This window comes from Snodgrassella sp. CS2, assembly GCF_050310315.1.
In the GTDB taxonomy this organism is placed as follows: Bacteria; Pseudomonadota; Gammaproteobacteria; order Burkholderiales; family Neisseriaceae; genus Snodgrassella; species Snodgrassella alvi_E.
In genome coordinates this window covers 682,602-699,030 of the sequence record NZ_JBNPBA010000001.1, presented here as the reverse complement: position 1 = coordinate 699,030, position 16,429 = coordinate 682,602, and the positions used below count along the sequence as shown (strand labels likewise).

At 44.9% G+C, this 16,429-nt stretch carries 15 protein-coding genes; 8 read left to right on the top strand and 7 right to left on the bottom strand.

Annotated features, from left to right (window positions below; translation table 11 throughout):
- Nucleotides 1-28: 28 nt before the first annotated feature.
- Entirely contained in the window at nucleotides 29-298 is a 270-nt protein-coding gene (locus tag ACQP6D_RS03255) for a hypothetical protein (protein ID WP_100152267.1), read from the bottom strand.
- On the opposite strand from ACQP6D_RS03255, the gene alaS reads away from it, so the two are divergent.
- Nucleotides 297-2,924 (top strand): alanine--tRNA ligase, encoded by a 2,628-nt coding sequence (gene alaS, locus ACQP6D_RS03250; RefSeq protein WP_427857419.1) that lies wholly within the window; start codon nucleotides 297-299, stop codon nucleotides 2,922-2,924. The genes ACQP6D_RS03255 and alaS overlap by 2 nt on opposite strands.
- A gap of 87 nt (nucleotides 2,925-3,011) precedes the next feature.
- Entirely contained in the window at nucleotides 3,012-3,629 is a 618-nt protein-coding gene (locus ACQP6D_RS03245; protein ID WP_370387153.1) for an MlaC/ttg2D family ABC transporter substrate-binding protein, read from the top strand.
- A gap of 58 nt (nucleotides 3,630-3,687) precedes the next feature.
- Here ACQP6D_RS03245 and ACQP6D_RS03240 read toward each other — a convergent pair whose 3' ends face one another.
- From ACQP6D_RS03240 to miaA, 5 genes are all read right to left on the bottom strand, one after another.
- Nucleotides 3,688-3,939, bottom strand: a complete 252-nt coding sequence (locus tag ACQP6D_RS03240) for a GlsB/YeaQ/YmgE family stress response membrane protein (protein WP_100139779.1) — start codon at nucleotides 3,937-3,939, stop codon at nucleotides 3,688-3,690.
- Between the two features lie 292 nt (nucleotides 3,940-4,231).
- A complete protein-coding gene (locus ACQP6D_RS03235; protein WP_100139780.1) occupies nucleotides 4,232-4,438 on the bottom strand; it encodes a hypothetical protein in 207 nt (68 codons plus the stop codon).
- Nucleotides 4,439-4,717: 279 nt separating this feature from the next.
- Nucleotides 4,718-5,968, bottom strand: a complete 1,251-nt coding sequence (gene glyA / locus ACQP6D_RS03230) for a serine hydroxymethyltransferase (RefSeq protein WP_100139781.1) — start codon at nucleotides 5,966-5,968, stop codon at nucleotides 4,718-4,720.
- A gap of 331 nt (nucleotides 5,969-6,299) precedes the next feature.
- Entirely contained in the window at nucleotides 6,300-7,817 is a 1,518-nt protein-coding gene (locus ACQP6D_RS03225; RefSeq protein WP_267391265.1) for an acetyl-CoA hydrolase/transferase family protein, read from the bottom strand.
- Nucleotides 7,818-8,171: 354 nt separating this feature from the next.
- The gene (gene miaA, locus ACQP6D_RS03220) at nucleotides 8,172-9,116 is read right to left on the bottom strand and encodes a tRNA (adenosine(37)-N6)-dimethylallyltransferase MiaA (protein ID WP_427857418.1); all 945 of its coding nucleotides are present in this window, start codon (nucleotides 9,114-9,116) and stop codon (nucleotides 8,172-8,174) included.
- 495 nt (nucleotides 9,117-9,611) lie between these two features.
- Between miaA and ACQP6D_RS03215 the strand changes: the two genes are divergently transcribed.
- The 5 genes from ACQP6D_RS03215 to ACQP6D_RS03195 all read left to right on the top strand — a co-directional run bounded on the left by ACQP6D_RS03215 (nucleotide 9,612) and on the right by ACQP6D_RS03195 (nucleotide 15,105).
- On the top strand, nucleotides 9,612-10,502 hold the full coding sequence (locus tag ACQP6D_RS03215) for an NAD(+) kinase (RefSeq protein WP_427857417.1): 891 nt from the start codon (nucleotides 9,612-9,614) through the stop codon (nucleotides 10,500-10,502).
- 240 nt (nucleotides 10,503-10,742) lie between these two features.
- On the top strand, nucleotides 10,743-12,404 hold the full coding sequence (gene recN, locus ACQP6D_RS03210; protein ID WP_427857416.1) for a DNA repair protein RecN: 1,662 nt from the start codon (nucleotides 10,743-10,745) through the stop codon (nucleotides 12,402-12,404).
- A gap of 820 nt (nucleotides 12,405-13,224) precedes the next feature.
- Nucleotides 13,225-13,464 (top strand): sulfurtransferase TusA family protein, encoded by a 240-nt coding sequence (locus ACQP6D_RS03205; protein ID WP_427857415.1) that lies wholly within the window; start codon nucleotides 13,225-13,227, stop codon nucleotides 13,462-13,464.
- Between the two features lie 138 nt (nucleotides 13,465-13,602).
- The gene (gene pyrC / locus ACQP6D_RS03200) at nucleotides 13,603-14,637 is read left to right on the top strand and encodes a dihydroorotase (RefSeq protein ID WP_267408224.1); all 1,035 of its coding nucleotides are present in this window, start codon (nucleotides 13,603-13,605) and stop codon (nucleotides 14,635-14,637) included.
- A gap of 6 nt (nucleotides 14,638-14,643) precedes the next feature.
- Nucleotides 14,644-15,105, top strand: coding sequence for an acyl-CoA thioesterase (locus ACQP6D_RS03195; protein WP_267408223.1), 462 nt, complete (start codon nucleotides 14,644-14,646; stop codon nucleotides 15,103-15,105).
- 26 nt (nucleotides 15,106-15,131) lie between these two features.
- On the opposite strand, the gene ACQP6D_RS03190 is transcribed toward ACQP6D_RS03195, so the two are convergent.
- Complete coding sequence (locus ACQP6D_RS03190; RefSeq protein ID WP_100139789.1) at nucleotides 15,132-15,353, bottom strand: YdcH family protein; 222 nt, start codon at nucleotides 15,351-15,353, stop codon at nucleotides 15,132-15,134.
- 144 nt (nucleotides 15,354-15,497) lie between these two features.
- On the opposite strand from ACQP6D_RS03190, the gene ACQP6D_RS03185 reads away from it, so the two are divergent.
- Nucleotides 15,498-16,088, top strand: coding sequence for a LemA family protein (locus ACQP6D_RS03185; protein ID WP_180295865.1), 591 nt, complete (start codon nucleotides 15,498-15,500; stop codon nucleotides 16,086-16,088).
- Nucleotides 16,089-16,429 lie beyond the last annotated feature (341 nt).

Genomic DNA, 16,429 nt, shown 5'->3' with positions numbered 1-16,429 from the left:
TTTAGGCTGGCATGGTGATGGGGTATGATCACCTTGTAACTTCATATTCTGTGTGCTTAGGGCTAACTATACCGTAATCGGGTAGGGGTGTTGTCGGATTTGTCATTTTGGCATGGTTTTTAGCCAGTTCTGGTATGCTTATGCGTAAAACTGCGGTAAGATAAGCACATGATTTTAACAAGGGCGGTAGTTGGGATAGTTTATCCAGTGTCCTGTTTTTAATATCCATATTCAGGCAGTCTGTGTGTATACAGACTGCCTGAATACGATTAATCGCCCGTTCAACTGAAACTACCATGAAAACAGCAGATTTACGTTCTAATTTTCTTAAATTTTTTGCCAGTAAGGGGCATCAGGTGGTGCCGTCTTCTTCGCTGGTTCCACCTCAGGATGATAAAACCCTGTTGTTTACCAACGCAGGCATGAATCAGTTTAAAGATGTGTTTCTGGGTTTTGACAAGCGTCCGTACAGCCGCGCAACCACGGCACAGAAATGTGTACGCGCCGGAGGTAAGCACAACGATCTGGAAAATGTAGGCTACACTGCGCGTCATCATACGTTTTTTGAAATGCTAGGCAATTTCAGCTTTGGTGATTATTTCAAACATGATGCGCTACATTTTGCTTGGGAATTCCTGACGAGTAAGGACTGGCTTAATCTGCCAAAGGAAAAGCTGCTGGCTACCGTTTATGCAGATGATGATGAAGCCTATAATATTTGGTTGAATGAAATCGGCCTACCGGCAGAAAAAATTATTCGCATTGGCGACAATAAAGGTGCGCGCTATGCTTCGGATAATTTCTGGCAGATGGGTGATACTGGCCCTTGCGGTCCATGCTCAGAAATTTTTTACGACCATGGTGAACATATTTGGGGAGGCCCTCCGGGTAGCCCTGAGGAAGATGGTGACCGTTTTATCGAAATCTGGAACTGTGTGTTTATGCAGTATAACCGCGATGAAAACGGCAATATGAATCCGCTGCCAAAACCTTCGGTCGATACCGGTATGGGACTAGAGCGCGTGTCTGCGGTATTGCAGCAGGTGCACAGTAATTATGAAATCGATTTGTTTGTGCATTTACTGCATGCTGTAGCTCGTGTGGTTGGCGTGCCTTACAGTCAGGAAGTACCCAGCCTGAAGGTGATTGCCGACCATATCCGCTCTTGTGCCTTTTTGATTGCTGATGGTGTACTGCCGAGCAATGAAGGACGTGGCTATGTATTGCGGCGCATTATTCGCCGCGCGGTACGCCATGGCTACAAACTGGGCTGTAAACAGGCGTTTTTCCATTTGCTGGTAGCTGATCTGGTGCAGGAAATGGGTGCGTCCTATCCAGAACTGGTAGAAAAACAGGTACAAATCAGCGAGGTGCTGAAACAAGAAGAAAGCCGTTTTGCGCAGACGCTAGAAACGGGTATGGCCTTATTGGAAAATGCTTTGCAGGATGGTGGTAATACGCTTGCCGGTGAAGTGATTTTCAAGCTGTATGATACTTATGGATTCCCTTATGATTTAACTGCTGATATTGCCCGTGAACGCAATATTAGTCTGGACGAAGCAGGGTTTGAGCGCGAAATGGCTGCTCAGCGTGCGCGTGCGCGTGCGGCGCAAAATTTCAAAGCCAATACCCAGTTGGCTTATGATGGAGCAGATACTGAATTCACTGGTTATCATGAGCGTCAGAATGAAAGCACGATTTTGGCTTTGTATAAAGACGGTGAGGCAGTTGAACAGTTGCACGCAGGTGAAACTGGTGCCGTGGTGATTGATTTCACGCCATTTTATGCCGAATCTGGTGGTCAGACAGGTGATATGGGCTATATTTTTGCTGGTGAAAACCGTTTTCAAGTAGATGACACGCAGAAAATTAAGGCAAAAGTGTTTAGTCAGTTTGGAGAAATGGTTTCTGGCAGCCTGAAAGTCGGCGATGCGGTTACTGCTCAGGTAGATAGTGCTTTGCGTGAAGCAAGTATGCGTAACCACAGTGCGACTCATCTGATGCATCGTGCCCTGCGTGAAGTGCTGGGTACGCATGTTGAGCAGAAAGGCTCGCTAGTGAATGCAGAGCGTACACGCTTTGATTTCTCACATACGCAGCCGGTAACCAGCGCCCAATTGGCAGAAGTGGAACGCCGTGTAAATCAGGCTATTGTGGCCAATGTGCCGGTTTGTGCTCAGAATATGAGTTTTGATGATGCCATTGCCGCTGGTGCCATGGCGCTATTTGGTGAGAAATACGGCGATGAAGTGCGTGTATTGAGCATGGGTGAATTTTCCACCGAGCTGTGTGGTGGTACTCATGTGGCACGTACCGGTGATATCGGCCTGTTCAAGATAGTATCTGAGAGTGGTATTGCCGCCGGTGTACGTCGCATTGAGGCGGTAACCGGCTTGAATGCGCTACAGTATGTACAACAGCAGGAAGATTTGCTGAAAGCCGCAGTAGTGGAGGTGAAGGCTCAGACTGCTGAAGATCTAGTGCCTAAACTGCAAAGCATGCACAGCCAAATGAAACAGCTGGAAAAAGCACTGAGCGAAGCCAGAACAGAGCTAGCCAGACATGCGGGCAGTGCGCTGCTGGCACAGGCTCAGGCTGTGGGCACTGCGCGGCTAATACTGAACCAGATCGATGCTGACAGTAGTGCGTTGCGCGATATCGCTGCTGATTTGGTTTCACAGGGTGAGAATATTGTGGTGGTTTTGGCTGCTGTAAATGATGGTAAAATTGCCGTTACTGCAGGTGTATCGAAAGCCCTGAGTAAAACAGTTAAAGCAGGAGAGCTGGTTAATTATGTGGCTGCGCAGGTTGGTGGAAAAGGCGGTGGCCGTCCTGATTTGGCACAGGCAGGCGGCCATGATGTGGCAGCGTTGCCGAAGGCACTGGCCAGTGTAACTGACTGGTTAGCTGCTAAAGCAGTGTAGAGATATTTCGCAGATGAAAACAGCAAACGGTTTATGGAAGATAATTACATAAGCCGTTTTTTTTGCTTACCAATAGGAGAATGAAAAATGCAGAGGTATGTTAAAGCTTGTCTGGCTGCGTGGATGCTGATGGTATCGGTGTGTACGTTTGCCGCAACGCAAGAACAGCTGGCGCAACAGCAATTGCAGCAGAATGTGGATGCGGTGTTGTCGGTAGCACGTGACAAAAGTCTGAATGAGCAGCAGCGAATCAGTCAGATTGAGCGCTATGCGGATCAGTATTTGGATTACGAGCGTATATCAGCTTTGGCAGTAGGGTTGCCGTGGCGGCAATTTACTGCGCAGCAGCGGCAGGATTTCAGCGCGGCTTTCAAGAATATGATTGTACGAATTTACGCACATTCTGCTTTGATGGGTGCCAGCAATGCAACGGTAAAAGTCCTGCCCAAAGTGGTGAATCAGGGTAATAACAAACTGGAAACCTTCACTGAGATTGTCAGTGCCAGTGATAAACATTATACCGTGGGTTATCAGATGTATTATTCTAATGGGGTATTTAAGATTTATAATTTTCGTGTGAACGGCACTAGTTTAGTGACGGTCTACCGTAATCAGTTTGATCAGTTAATTCAGCAGCAGGGTATTGATGCAACGATTGCTCAACTTCGGGAAAAGGGGCTGACTAAGGTGCAGATGAAGAAGTAAAGAGATATTTGTTGAAAAAACGGTGGCAAATAATGTATTCGTCACCGTTTTTTTTATTCTATAATGGCCGGTTTTTAATTTTGCCGTAAATAAACAAAATAATACAGGCGAAGATAATCGAAGCGATTAAACCGGCTTTTTCTCCTGCATGATACCAGCCAAAAGCCTGACCAACATATCCAGCGAGTAAGGAACCACCAATACCCAGTAGTGTGGTAACAATCCAGCCAATTTGTTGTTTGCCTGGATAAATCAATTTGGCAATCACGCCAATAATGAAACCTACTACAATTGTCCAGATTAAGCCCATGTTGTACTCCCTGAGAATAAGGAAACTTTATCTTAATCCTTGAAACTTATGAGATGTTCGTTACTGATGTAAAATCACTAATTGAAATGCTTATTTTAAATCAATATGTGTTATCAGTATGTTATGTTTTGGGTGGTAAGGCGGTTTTTTGGTATGAGAATAATATTTTAGTTTATGTTTGATTATGCATCGAAACAAGAAACGTGAGTGAATATCTAATAGCAAATATTGATGAGATGGACGAAAAAAAAGCATAACTGAAAAGTTATGCTTTTTGATTATTACTCACTATTTAGTGATTACCAGCATAGGTATTAACAGTGCGGTATGGAGTGTTTTCAGGAGTTGAATCAGAAACATGAGTATTCTGGCCATTTTGAGCAGTAGATTCTGCAAAATTGCGCACATCGGTAGTGTCATTCTGAGAATTAGCCAAAGCAAAACCAGCAGTCATTGTTAAAGATGCAGCCAATAAAGCAGTAGAAACTAATTTTTTCATTTTGTTTCCTTTCAAATTTTATTATCAAGATACCTTAAATCTTAAAAGCAAAGTGTAAACTTTGCTTTTGCAATGAGGCTATATTAATACTTTATTGGTATTTTGATAATATCTGATTAGTTAAAGCTGGTTTTCCTGTAAGGAAATCCATGTTGATGTTTATATCATTAGAAAACAGATTAAAACATCATTTTATCGATATTAAAGTAGCCTTATTTGAGTATAAATATTCTATAGTATCTAAGCAATAACTAGATATTAAGAATTTAATAATGTTGTTTATTTTCCATAAACGGGTAATCTATTGCAAATTTTCTGTACTTTTTCAGCCACCTCTGAAATTACCTGCTGATTATCTGCGTTGTCCAGTACGTCGGCAATCAAATGACCTAGCTCGCGGGTATCAGCTTCAGTAAAGCCGCGGGTGGTAATGGCGGCGGTACCTAGACGAATACCTGAGGTGACAAACGGTTTTTCTGGGTCGTTGGGAATGGCATTTTTGTTCACAGTGATGTGAGCCTGTCCCAACACTGCTTCGGCAGTTTTTCCGGTCAGTTTTTTCGGCTGTAAGTCCACCAGAAATACATGGCTTTCTGTGCGGCCGGATACGATGCGCAAACCACGTTCAATCAGGGTTTCTGCCAGTACCTTGGCATTGGCTTTAATCTGACGGGCATACTGTTTGAATTCTGGCTGCAAAGCTTCTTTGAATGCCACGGCTTTGGCGGCAATCACATGCATCAGTGGGCCGCCTTGCAGGCATGGGAAAATAGCAGAATTAAGCGCTTTGGCATGTTCTTCGCTGCGGCACATAATCACACCACCGCGTGGGCCGCGCAGGGTTTTATGGGTAGTGGTAGTGACAAAATCGGCAAACGGTACTGGATTTGGGTATTCTCCGCCGGCTACCAGACCAGCGTAGTGTGCCATATCCACAAACAGATAGGCGCCAACTTTATCGGCAATGGCACGGAAACGTGCCCAGTCGATTTCCAGTGCATAGGCAGAAGCGCCAGCGACAATCATTTTCGGTTTGTGCTCAAGAGCCAGTTGTTCCACTTGTGCGTAATCGAGGATTTCGTTTTCATCCAGGCCATAGGTAATGGCATTATATAAGCGTCCGGAAATGTTGACGCTGGCGCCATGAGTGAGGTGGCCGCCATGAGCCAGTGACATGCCCAGAATGGTGTCACCTGGTTGCAGCACACTTGCGTACACTGCCTGATTGGCTTGTGAACCGGAGTGAGGTTGCACATTAACATAGGTAGCGCCAAATAGTTGTTTGAGGCGGTCTATGGCCAGTTGTTCCACTTCGTCTACGTATTCACAACCGCCATAGTAGCGTTTGCCTGGATAGCCTTCGGCATATTTGTTGGTTAGCTGGCTGCCCTGAGCTTCCATTACAGCGCAGCTAACATAGTTTTCTGAGGCAATTAATTCCACATGATCTTGCTGGCGCTGGTCTTCACGGGCAATGGCTGCGGCTAGCTGTGGGTCGAATTTTTCGATGGTTAACGCTTTGGAAAACATGGCGGTCTTTCCTTTTATGAAAGTAGAGAAATAAAGAGATTGCTGTATGCAGCGAAAGAGATTGAGTCGCGCTTATTTTAACTGATAGTGATGGCTGTGTGGCTGAATTTGATGCCTTGCCATGATGAAGGGAATTCATACAATGCGAATGTTTTGCAGTCAGGGTCAGACTGTGGGAAAAATTATTGTACAAAATGCTGTGAAGATGTAGTACTTAATACTGCCGAGTATGGGATACGAAACTATTAGTTGGCTGATGGTGGGGTGTGTTGATTAAATAAACAAACAGCCCTGAATGATTCAGGGCTGTTTGGATACGGTATATGATGAATTACATTTTCATAGAACCGGTTTTTAGGAAATGTTCGTGCCAGCTTAAGGCTTCCGTCAGGATGTGTGGCGTATGAATACCTTTTGCGGTCTGCAATGCACGATCATAATAATCTTGCAACTGGTCGCGATAATCAGGATGTGCACATTTTTCGATAACCACTTTTGCACGCTGCCGTGGAGCCAGTCCGCGTAGGTCGGCCAGACCTTGTTCGGTAACAATAATCTGTGTATCGTGCTCGGTGTGGTCAACATGCGATACCATCGGCACGATGCAGGAGATTTTGTCATCCTTAGCAGTAGATGGGGTAACGAAGAAGTTTAGGAAGCTGTTTCGAGCAAAGTCGCCGGAGCCGCCGATACCATTCATCATGCTGGTACCCATTACGTGCGTAGAGTTGATATTGCCGTAAATGTCCGCTTCAATCATGGAATTCATGGCAATAATGCCTAAGCGGCGTACCAGTTCAGGATGATTGGAAATTTCCTGCGGACGCAGAATAATGCGTTCACGGTAAAAATCAATATTGTCGGCAAAGTCTTTGAATGCTTTGGCAGACAGAGAGATGGCTGTAGCGGAGGCGGTGGCCATTTTACCTGCGCGCAGCAGGTCGAGCATGCCATCCTGTAATACTTCAGTATAGCCGAAAAGATTTTCAAACGGACCGGTTAACAGACCAGCCAATACAGCATTGGCCACATTACCTACGCCGGACTGAATTGGCAGCATTTCTTTCGGTAAGCGTCCCATTTTGATTTCCTGAGACAGGAAGTCTACGATGTATGCGGCAATCTGTTTGGATTTGTCATCGGGTTCGCTGAATACATTGTCGCGGTCTGGAGCATTGGATTCTACAATGGCTACCACTTTGTTTAGATCGACTTTCATGTATTTTTCACCGATGCGGTCGTCTGCACGGGTCATGTTGATTGGAGTGCGATGAGGCGGAATGGCATTGCTCACCGGGATGTCGTGCATGCCTTCCATCTGTACCGGCAGACCAGTATTCACTTCCAGAATCACTTTATCGGCCATATCCAGCCAAGTCTGGTTGTTACCAATGGCAGTAGACGGAATCAACAAACCATCTTCGGTGATGCCCAGCACTTCGATAATAGCCACGTGCATGTGACCCAGAAAGCCAAACCAAGCTTGCTGCGCAACATGTGATAAATGCATGTCGATGAAGTTGACATCGCCATTATTGATTTCCTGCCGCATGTGGCGGTCGGTATTGAAGGGCAGGCGCTGATTAATAGCATGTGCATCAGCCAGAACGCCATCACACTCAGGTGCTGTAGACGCACCAGTCCAGACATTGATTTTGTACGGCCGGCCGGCAGCGTGTTCTGCACGGGCAAAATCGGCAATTGCCTGCGGTAATACTTTAGGGTAGCTGGCTCCGGTAAATCCGCTCATGCCAACATTGGCATCATTTTGAATCAGGGTTGCAGCCTGAGCAGCAGACATCAGACGGGAATGAAGTGAGGTATAACGGATGCGATCCTGTACGGACATCGTGTTTTCTCCTTATTAAATCAAAAATGCCTGACCCTTGCCTGGCTAGAGTGAGGCGTGAAGGATAAATGTTGTCTTTGCCGTTTGTCTCATTCGGAATGAATGAGAAGACGTAATGACGCTATCAACGGTGTGCATTTTACTGTAAATAATTGTCTTATGCTGTTTTGTCTGTGTATGGGTAAGGAGCAGTGCTATACCCATAGATAAATAATTATAGATTAATAATCGGTAAGATTAATTAATTCAGCATGTTGTGAATATGTCTATTGGGGAAGCATGCAGATGTTTACATAAATTTTTACTATTATTGCTTAAATATTCATAGCTAGAATTTTTCTGAAATGGATGATTTCAGGAAAAGAATTGCTGCATCAGATGAGCTGTCTGCTCAAAGAGTCCGGCTGGATTAAATGGGTCAAGCATATGCTGCGGATTGAGCTTGCGTAGCCATGTGAGCTGGCGTTTGGCTAGCTGGCGAGTAGCCACGATACTGCGTTCTACGAAGGTGTCGTAATCAATGATACCATTCAGATAATCAAATGCTTGCCGGTAGCCGACACAACGCATGGAGGGTAGGTCTGAGTGCAGGTCTGGGTATTGCAGACGCAATGCTTGCACTTCTTCTACAAAACCCTGTGCCAGCATGGTATGGAAGCGGGTGCCAATCTGAACGCGAAGGTGAGCACGGTCGGCTGGCAGCAGTGCCAGTGTGCATACGTCTACAGATGGTTGCTGGTTTTGCTGATTGGCCAGATGGCTACTCATCGGGATACCGGTAATATGATAGATTTCCAGTGCCCGTTCTATGCGCTGGCTATCGCCGGCAGGCAGGCGTGCAGCCGTAATTGGGTCTACTTTCTGCAATAAAGTATATAAATAATCCATGCCATGCTGTTGTTTTAGTTTTTCCAGCTCGGCACGGATATATGGATTGGCTTCAGGCAGGCTGCTGAGCCCCTGAGTAAGGGCGTGGTAATACATCATTGTGCCACCCACCAGTAAGGGAAGGTGGCCGCGGCTGTGTATCTCTTTAGCTAGGCGTACACAGTCACTCACAAATTGGGCAGCGTTATAGCATTCCAATGGGGAAATGATATCAATCAAATGATGCGGTACTGCCTGCTGTTCTGCGGGTGTGGGTTTGGCGGTGCCGATGTTCATGTCCCGATAAATCAAAGCTGAATCCAGACTGATGATTTCTACCGGAAATTGAGCAGCCAGATTCAGAGCTAAACTGGTTTTACCGGAAGCTGTGGGTCCCAGAAGCGCAAATACTTTAGGCAAAGATGTAACCATCGCAGTAACTCTGTTTTTAAACGATTATTGTAGCTTGAACTAGCTAAATCAGCGAATGATAGTTAAATGGCAGCAGATAACTGCTATTTATGTGGCGATATCTGAAGTTGGTGGGTATTCGAAGAAAATTGTTTGTTTTTAGTCCAAAGCTATGCTGTAAATTAGGCTATATTTGCAAAATCAATGCTAATTTTTCAACAGTTTGCAAATAAAAGTGAGCATTTTATAGTTTGTATTTGAAGACAAATGCTAGTCAGCACTCAGATCAGATTTGTGTACACGCTGTTGCCAAGGTAATAATCATTTATTTTAAAATTATCAGGATTTACAGCTGATTAGCCCTTGAGTGTGATGTTGCGCCTGATTCATAAGAATTTTGCTGAAATTGGAGGATTACAATAAGGAAGTATATTAATGTATTACCCTTTATAATAAGCCATAAAAACCAAGGCAGTTGAATTCTCGGTGAGCTACTTTGTTAGGAACATGTAATTCATGAATAGCCAGTTTAACCATATCGGAATTGTGACCCGTCCGCAAACGCCGATGATGAGTGAAGTACTGAATGAACTTATTGCTTTTTTATGTGAAGCAGGGTTATCGGTGTATCTGGACGGCGAGGCACAAGCTGATAATCATATCAGTGCGGCTAATTTGCATTGCTGCCAGATCATTACCAAATGTGAAATGGGAAGACGCTGTGATTTGGTAATGGTGTTGGGCGGTGATGGCACACTGCTCTCAGTGGCTCGCAAACTGGCTCCCTATCGTGTGCCACTGATTGGTATTCATCAGGGGCACTTAGGGTTTCTAACACAGGTACCGCGTGCTCAAATGGTTAGCGAACTAACCGGCATGCTGACGGGCAAATATCTGCCAGAAGAGCGTATTCTTCTGGAAACGACGGTAGTTCGAGAAGGCAGAGACGTTTACCATTCACTGGCACTAAACGATGTGGTACTTAGCCGTGGTGCGCTGGGGCAGATGATTGAATTTGAAGTATTCATTAATAAAGAATTTGTTTACACCCAGCGTTCGGATGGTCTGATTGTGTCCACACCAACGGGTTCTACAGCGTATGCACTTGCGGCCGGCGGACCAATTCTACAGCCCACCTTGCGTGCATTCAGTTTGGTGCCTATCTGCCCGCAATCGATGTCAAACCGCCCGATTGCTGTAAGTGATACCAGTGAAATCGAAGTGTTGATTACCAAAGGCGGGGATGCGCGTGCGCATTTTGATGGGCAGGCATTTTTTGATTTGCAGACAATGGATAAAATCCGTATTAGTCGCTACCGCAATTCACTACGTATCTTACATCCAGTGAATTATCAGTATTACCGTACTCTACGCCAGAAACTGCACTGGGGTGATCAGCTGGTATGAAATGTGGCTGATAGTTTCTAATACATCTACATCCTTATTTAATTACGTTAATTTTAGGCTTTAGCTGACGTGGCATGACAGATGGTAATGCTTTAAAAGTGTAAGGCATGTAGTAAAAATTAATAAAATCGAAATTTTTATAATTAATTTTAGTTTTTTCTAAAAAATACCTTGCACTTTTTTTAAAAAATACTAAAATCAGCCCTGAATCATGGATGCTTTCTTGAAGAAAGGCTGTTTATGCTGCTGGCGTTGTCTTTACGTGACTTTGTGATTGTGGATGAACTGAACCTGAGTTTTCAGAGTGGATTTACCGTTCTGACAGGGGAAACTGGTGCCGGCAAATCAATCACACTGGATGCGCTGGGGTTGTTACTGGGTGATAAAGCAGATTACGGCCAAATACGGCATGGTGCTAAAGAAGCGCAGTTATCAGCCCTGTTTGATGTAAGCGATGTCCCGCAGGCGCAGTCCTTACTACAGGAACAGGGCTTATTGGATGCACAGGAAACGCAGCTGAGTATCCGCCGTACCATTGATGTGAAAGGCAAAAGCCGCAGTTTTATCAATAATCAGGCTGTGACACTGGGACAACTGCGCCAAATTGGTGAATTACTGATCGATATCCATGGCCAGAATGCTCATCATTCGTTAAACAGTGAAGCTGCGCAGCGCGTTTTACTGGATGCCTTTGCTGGGGCGGATAAGGAAGTTGCACGTGTGCGAGAAGCCTACCAGCGCTGGCAGGAAGCCGAACGCGAGCTGGAAAAAGCTCAGACTCAAGCTGACAGCCTGAATATCGAACGCGAACGCCTACAATGGCGCCTGGATGAGCTCAGTGCTTTAAATGTGCAGGAAAATGAATGGGAAACGCTGAGTCAGAGCCATGATGCGCTGGTACATGCAGCCGATATTCTGCACACAGCTGCCAGCGTAGAAGAGATTCTCAATGGTGATGATGGCTTGCAAAGCCGTTTGTTTCACTGCCGCCAGCAACTGGCTGCATTGATTAAGGCTGCACCGGCTTTTGCCGATAGTGTGACTCTGCTGGAATCGGTAGAAGCCGAGCTGGGTGAAGTCAGTGCTTATCTGCGCGAAGCCAGTGCCAGTGTAGAAACTGACGAAAATCTGCTGGTACAGCAGGGACAGCGGATGCAGGAATTAATGAACATGGCACGCAAATATCGGCTGGAGCCACCGCAATTGCCGGAAGAATTGGCCAGAGTGGAATCTGCATTAAATGAGCTGGAAGCAGCGGCTGATATTGAGGCTTTGCGGGCGAGAGTAGCAGAGCGTGAAAACGAATATATGCAGGTAGCCCAGCAATTATCTGCCCGCAGGCATCAGGCAGTAGCGAAATTGGCTAAACAAACTACTGTTCATATGCAGAATCTGGCCATGCAGGGTGCACGTTTTCATATTGAACTGCTCAGTGCTTCTCCCTCTCTGCATGGTCTAGAACAGGTGCAATATCAGGTAGCCGCTAATCAGGGCACACCTTTGCGCGCCATGAGTAAAGTGGCATCCGGTGGCGAGCTGGCGCGCATCAGCCTGGCACTGCAAATGGTAACTAGCCAGTACAATGAAGTTCCTACGCTGATTTTCGATGAAGTGGACACTGGTATCGGCGGTGCAGTGGCGGACGTTGTTGGACATGCTTTGCGCAGTCTCGGGCAGAACCGTCAGATTCTGGCGGTTACCCATTTACCTCAGGTAGCAGCTTGTGGCCAGCAGCACTGGCAGGTGCGCAAACACAGCATTAAAGGGCAGACTGTAAGTGAAATAAAGGTTCTTACTGCCGATAGCCGGATAGATGAGATTGCCAGAATGCTAGGAGGTGAAACCATTACTGATACCACGCGCAATCATGCTCGCGAGATGTTGGCGCTGGCACAAAAGTAATTTGGTTTGACTATATACAGCATCTGGTACTGAGGAGGCGGTGGTTGCCGTACTTGGGTTGGAGTAGATTTTTATTTTTTTGCTGATTTTGCCTACAGTAAACTACTATATTTTTATCATATAGTTTGAAATAACTTCACAAAAAATTTGCCGCCCGTATAAACAATTTTATCTATTGAGAAGTATTTACAACTGTATATGACTTACTGAATCAACAATTAACGATGTGAATCAGCTAACATGCGAAAGAATTACGGATCTATTTCTTCACAAACCCCAATCAGTCAGCTTGATTGTACAGATACAATGCTAGAAAAGAGTTTGTATTATCCACGGTGGTAGGAGGTAGAGCACCGTAAAACACCTATAAGCAGGGATGGTTTAGGCAGAGGTATTGTATAAGAAAGTATGTTTGCTAACGGCACAATATAAAATCATAGAATCACTCAGTAGGTTGATTTTTTATCTCTAGTAATTTTCAGCTTAATCCAGCAATCCGATACTGTAGAAAACTGACAAATATCATTTATCAGATAACAGCCAAAATATGATAATGAGCTTCAGATATGATTCAACGAAATAGTGCTGTATTTAGGTATTAAATCTGATTTAATAAACAGAAAGAATATTTTTGAGAGTAAGTAGTTATTTATTCACAGCCTGTACATGTTAGGCAGAGAAGGCCATGGAAAATAATATCCAGATGATAAATAGCTGTACTTTGTTCTAATTAATATGTTGGGCTTCTGCCCAGAGACTATTGGGCAAATGCATGCACGTTGTATAATCATATTTTTCAATTATCTGTGATGAGCTGATGATGAGCGAACCACATAGTGATGAGACATTGGATGTTATCGGCCTGAATTGCCCGATGCCGATTCTGCGAGCCAAAAAAGCCTTGGCCGCGATGGATGCTGGAAAGATATTAAAAGTGTTGGCAACCGATAAAAATGCGCCAGACGATTTTGCCGCTTTTTGCTGCCAGACAGGCCATCAGCTTCTGCAAGTGCATAATGGCGAAGATGGTGTGATGCAGATGTGGGTGAAACACCGTTAGTTTTCGCGCTGCTGCGGATAAATGGCGGCATGAATACGATGTTTAGCCGTTCCATGCTGGCTACGGTGGTTCTACAATCTAAATAAACCTAACTGTATTATTGAGCTGTAAAACAGTTTGTTAACGAAACGGATGCAGATGCAGACTCTTACTCTAACCAGACCAGACGATTGGCACCTTCATGTGCGTGATGGTGCAGCTTTAAAAGCAGTGGTGCCTTTTAGTGCACGTCAAATGGGGCGAGCTGTGATTATGCCTAATCTGAAGCCGCCGGTAACTACCGTTGCTGCTGCGCTGGCTTACCGTGAACGGATACTCGCCGCGGTACCGGCCGGCAACAGTTTTCAGCCACTGATGACTTTATATCTGACCGACCAGAGCACACCAGCGCTGATTCGTGAGGCCAAAGCCGCCGGTATCGTAGCGTGTAAATTATATCCAGCAGGTGCTACGACCAATTCCGCTGCCGGTGTCAGTGATTTATGGGCTCTGCTGCCTGTACTGGAAACCATGGCCGAAGTAGGCATGCCTTTACTGGTGCACGGCGAGGTAACCGATAGTGAAGTTGATATTTTTGACCGTGAAGCGGTGTTTATTGATGAGTTGTTGCAGCCATTACTACAACGTCTGCCTGAACTGAAACTAGTATTTGAGCATATCACCACCGCCCAAGCTGCTCAGCTGGTGGCGGCAGCAGGTAAGAATGTAGCTGCTACGGTAACGCCACAGCATCTGTTGTATAACCGTAATGCTCTGCTGGTAGGAGGCATGCAGCCGCATCATTATTGTTTACCGGTACTGAAGCGTGAAAATCATCGACAGGCATTGATACAGGCAGTATGTGGCCCACAATTTCATAAATTTTTTCTTGGCACAGACAGTGCGCCGCATGCGCAGACGCACAAAGAATGTGCCTGTGGCTGTGCCGGAATATTTAGTGCTTTTGCCGCTATTGAGTTGTACGCTGAAGCATTTGAGCAGGCCGGCGCACTGGATAAATTACAAGCTTTTGCATCGGAAAACGGACCAGCATTTTATGGTCTGCCACGCAATACGGATACCATTACACTGGTAAAAACCAATCGCTCGGTACCGGCATATTACCCGTATGGCCATGAGCGTTTGGTGCCACTACGTGCAAATAGCACAATTAGCTGGACACTGGTGGATTAGGCGCTTATGCAGAAATTAGAGCAGACACTGTCCGCTACAGTGCATCAGACTCAAATACGAGTACGCGGTTTTCATGTGGATGTATACCAGCATGTTAATAATGCACGATATCTGGAGTTTTTAGAGGAAGCGCGCTGGGAATATTTTGATACGGCTGGGCTGACGCCATTATTGGCTGAAGCGGGCTGCGGGATGGCAGTGATTAATATCAATATCAGCTATCGACATAGTGCTGTGTTTGGCGATGATTTGCTGATTGAAACTGCTTTCAGTAGGGTACATTCACGCAAGGTCGAAATTTGCCAGTCTATCTTTTTGAAAGATACTGGCCAGACTGTTGTTCAGGCATTGGTAACGTTTGTTGCATTCGATCAGCAAAATAATAAGGCAGTTTCTTTTCCTGCTGCTATTTTGCAACGTTTCAAAACGCTAATGCTACATGATTGCATCCAAAAAAACCCTGCTTAAAGCAGGGTTTTTTCTGGACTGAATTATCAGGCTTTGCCATCTGCTTCGCGCAGCATGGCATAAATTTCATCTTTAAGACGTAATTTTTCCCGTTTTAGTTCATCCAGATTTTCCAACCCGCTGGTTACCGGATTGTTGGTCAGGCCGGTGATTTTATCATCAAGACGGTTGTGTTCTTCAAATACATTAGCAAAATGAGTGTTTTCCGCCTTTAATTTGCTAATTAGGTCACGATATTCAGGAAACATATAACATCCTTTACAGTTTGGTAAAAATGATTTTTATTATTTTGCATTCATTATAGCTTAAGGTATATAAGATTTCGCTAGTAATGGCAAAAAAAGTAACGATGGCATGTTAAACTGACACAATAACACATACGGGAGTTTACAATGTATAAACGCTTAATGGGATGTTTAAGCGCATTTATTCTGGCTCTGAGCCTGAGTGGCTGTGGTTATAATACCATGCAGTCTCAGGATGAGGCCGCCAATGCTGCATGGTCTGAAGTGCTGAACCAATATCAGCGGCGTGCCGATCTGGTGCCTAATTTGGTGAATACAGTTAAAGGCTATGCTAAGCATGAGCAGCAGGTGTTAACTGAGGTAACCAATGCGCGGTCGCGGGTGGGCAGTTTGAATATGACGAGCAGCGATGCGGATGATCCTGCAAAAATGCAGCAGTTTTCGCAAGCACAGGGTAATCTGAGTAATGCGCTTAGCCGCTTACTGGTTGTGACTGAAAACTATCCAAACCTGAAAGCGGATCAGAGCTTCCGTGATTTGCAGGCACAGCTGGAAGGTACTGAAAACCGCATCGCACTGGCTCGAAACCGTTATATCCAAACGGTGCAGGTGTATAACACGACCTTGCGTTCTTTCCCGAATAATGTGACGGCGAAAATTTTCGGAATGCATGTGCGGCCAAATTTTGTGCCGGAAAACGAAGCCGCTGTAAAACAGGCGCCTCAGGTAGAGTTTTAAAGCTCGAATAGAGGTACAAATTGTTTTACAAAGTGACAGCCGGTTCATAAGAACTGGCTGTTTGCTTTTGCTGAGAACATATAGAGTAGGACTTTTATGTGTAACAATAGTAAGTATTAATTTTTTTTCTAATACTATTGGTTACTTCTCGCCGTATAGCCATTATCTGCCCTTCACCATAAGCTTTGGGACTATCAAGCGGAACACTATATATTAAATCATTTAAACTATTAAGCTAGAATATTTATTATTGTCTTCTTCCGTATTGATGCCTAATTTAAAAATATAACTCTCTTTTTAATTCATTTATTATGGTTTTCAACATTAGAATCGTTATTTTT

Coding starts and splice junctions, on each gene's coding strand:
- alaS (WP_427857419.1), top strand. CDS start 297: ATGAAAACAGCAGATTTACGTTCTAATTTTCTTAAATTTTTTGCCAGT.
- ACQP6D_RS03255 (WP_100152267.1), bottom strand. CDS start 298: ATGGTAGTTTCAGTTGAACGGGCGATTAATCGTATTCAGGCAGTCTGT.
- ACQP6D_RS03245 (WP_370387153.1), top strand. CDS start 3,012: ATGCAGAGGTATGTTAAAGCTTGTCTGGCTGCGTGGATGCTGATGGTA.
- ACQP6D_RS03240 (WP_100139779.1), bottom strand. CDS start 3,939: ATGGGCTTAATCTGGACAATTGTAGTAGGTTTCATTATTGGCGTGATT.
- ACQP6D_RS03235 (WP_100139780.1), bottom strand. CDS start 4,438: ATGAAAAAATTAGTTTCTACTGCTTTATTGGCTGCATCTTTAACAATG.
- glyA (WP_100139781.1), bottom strand. CDS start 5,968: ATGTTTTCCAAAGCGTTAACCATCGAAAAATTCGACCCACAGCTAGCC.
- ACQP6D_RS03225 (WP_267391265.1), bottom strand. CDS start 7,817: ATGTCCGTACAGGATCGCATCCGTTATACCTCACTTCATTCCCGTCTG.
- miaA (WP_427857418.1), bottom strand. CDS start 9,116: ATGGTTACATCTTTGCCTAAAGTATTTGCGCTTCTGGGACCCACAGCT.
- ACQP6D_RS03215 (WP_427857417.1), top strand. CDS start 9,612: ATGAATAGCCAGTTTAACCATATCGGAATTGTGACCCGTCCGCAAACG.
- recN (WP_427857416.1), top strand. CDS start 10,743: ATGCTGCTGGCGTTGTCTTTACGTGACTTTGTGATTGTGGATGAACTG.
- ACQP6D_RS03205 (WP_427857415.1), top strand. CDS start 13,225: ATGAGCGAACCACATAGTGATGAGACATTGGATGTTATCGGCCTGAAT.
- pyrC (WP_267408224.1), top strand. CDS start 13,603: ATGCAGACTCTTACTCTAACCAGACCAGACGATTGGCACCTTCATGTG.
- ACQP6D_RS03195 (WP_267408223.1), top strand. CDS start 14,644: ATGCAGAAATTAGAGCAGACACTGTCCGCTACAGTGCATCAGACTCAA.
- ACQP6D_RS03190 (WP_100139789.1), bottom strand. CDS start 15,353: ATGTTTCCTGAATATCGTGACCTAATTAGCAAATTAAAGGCGGAAAAC.
- ACQP6D_RS03185 (WP_180295865.1), top strand. CDS start 15,498: ATGTATAAACGCTTAATGGGATGTTTAAGCGCATTTATTCTGGCTCTG.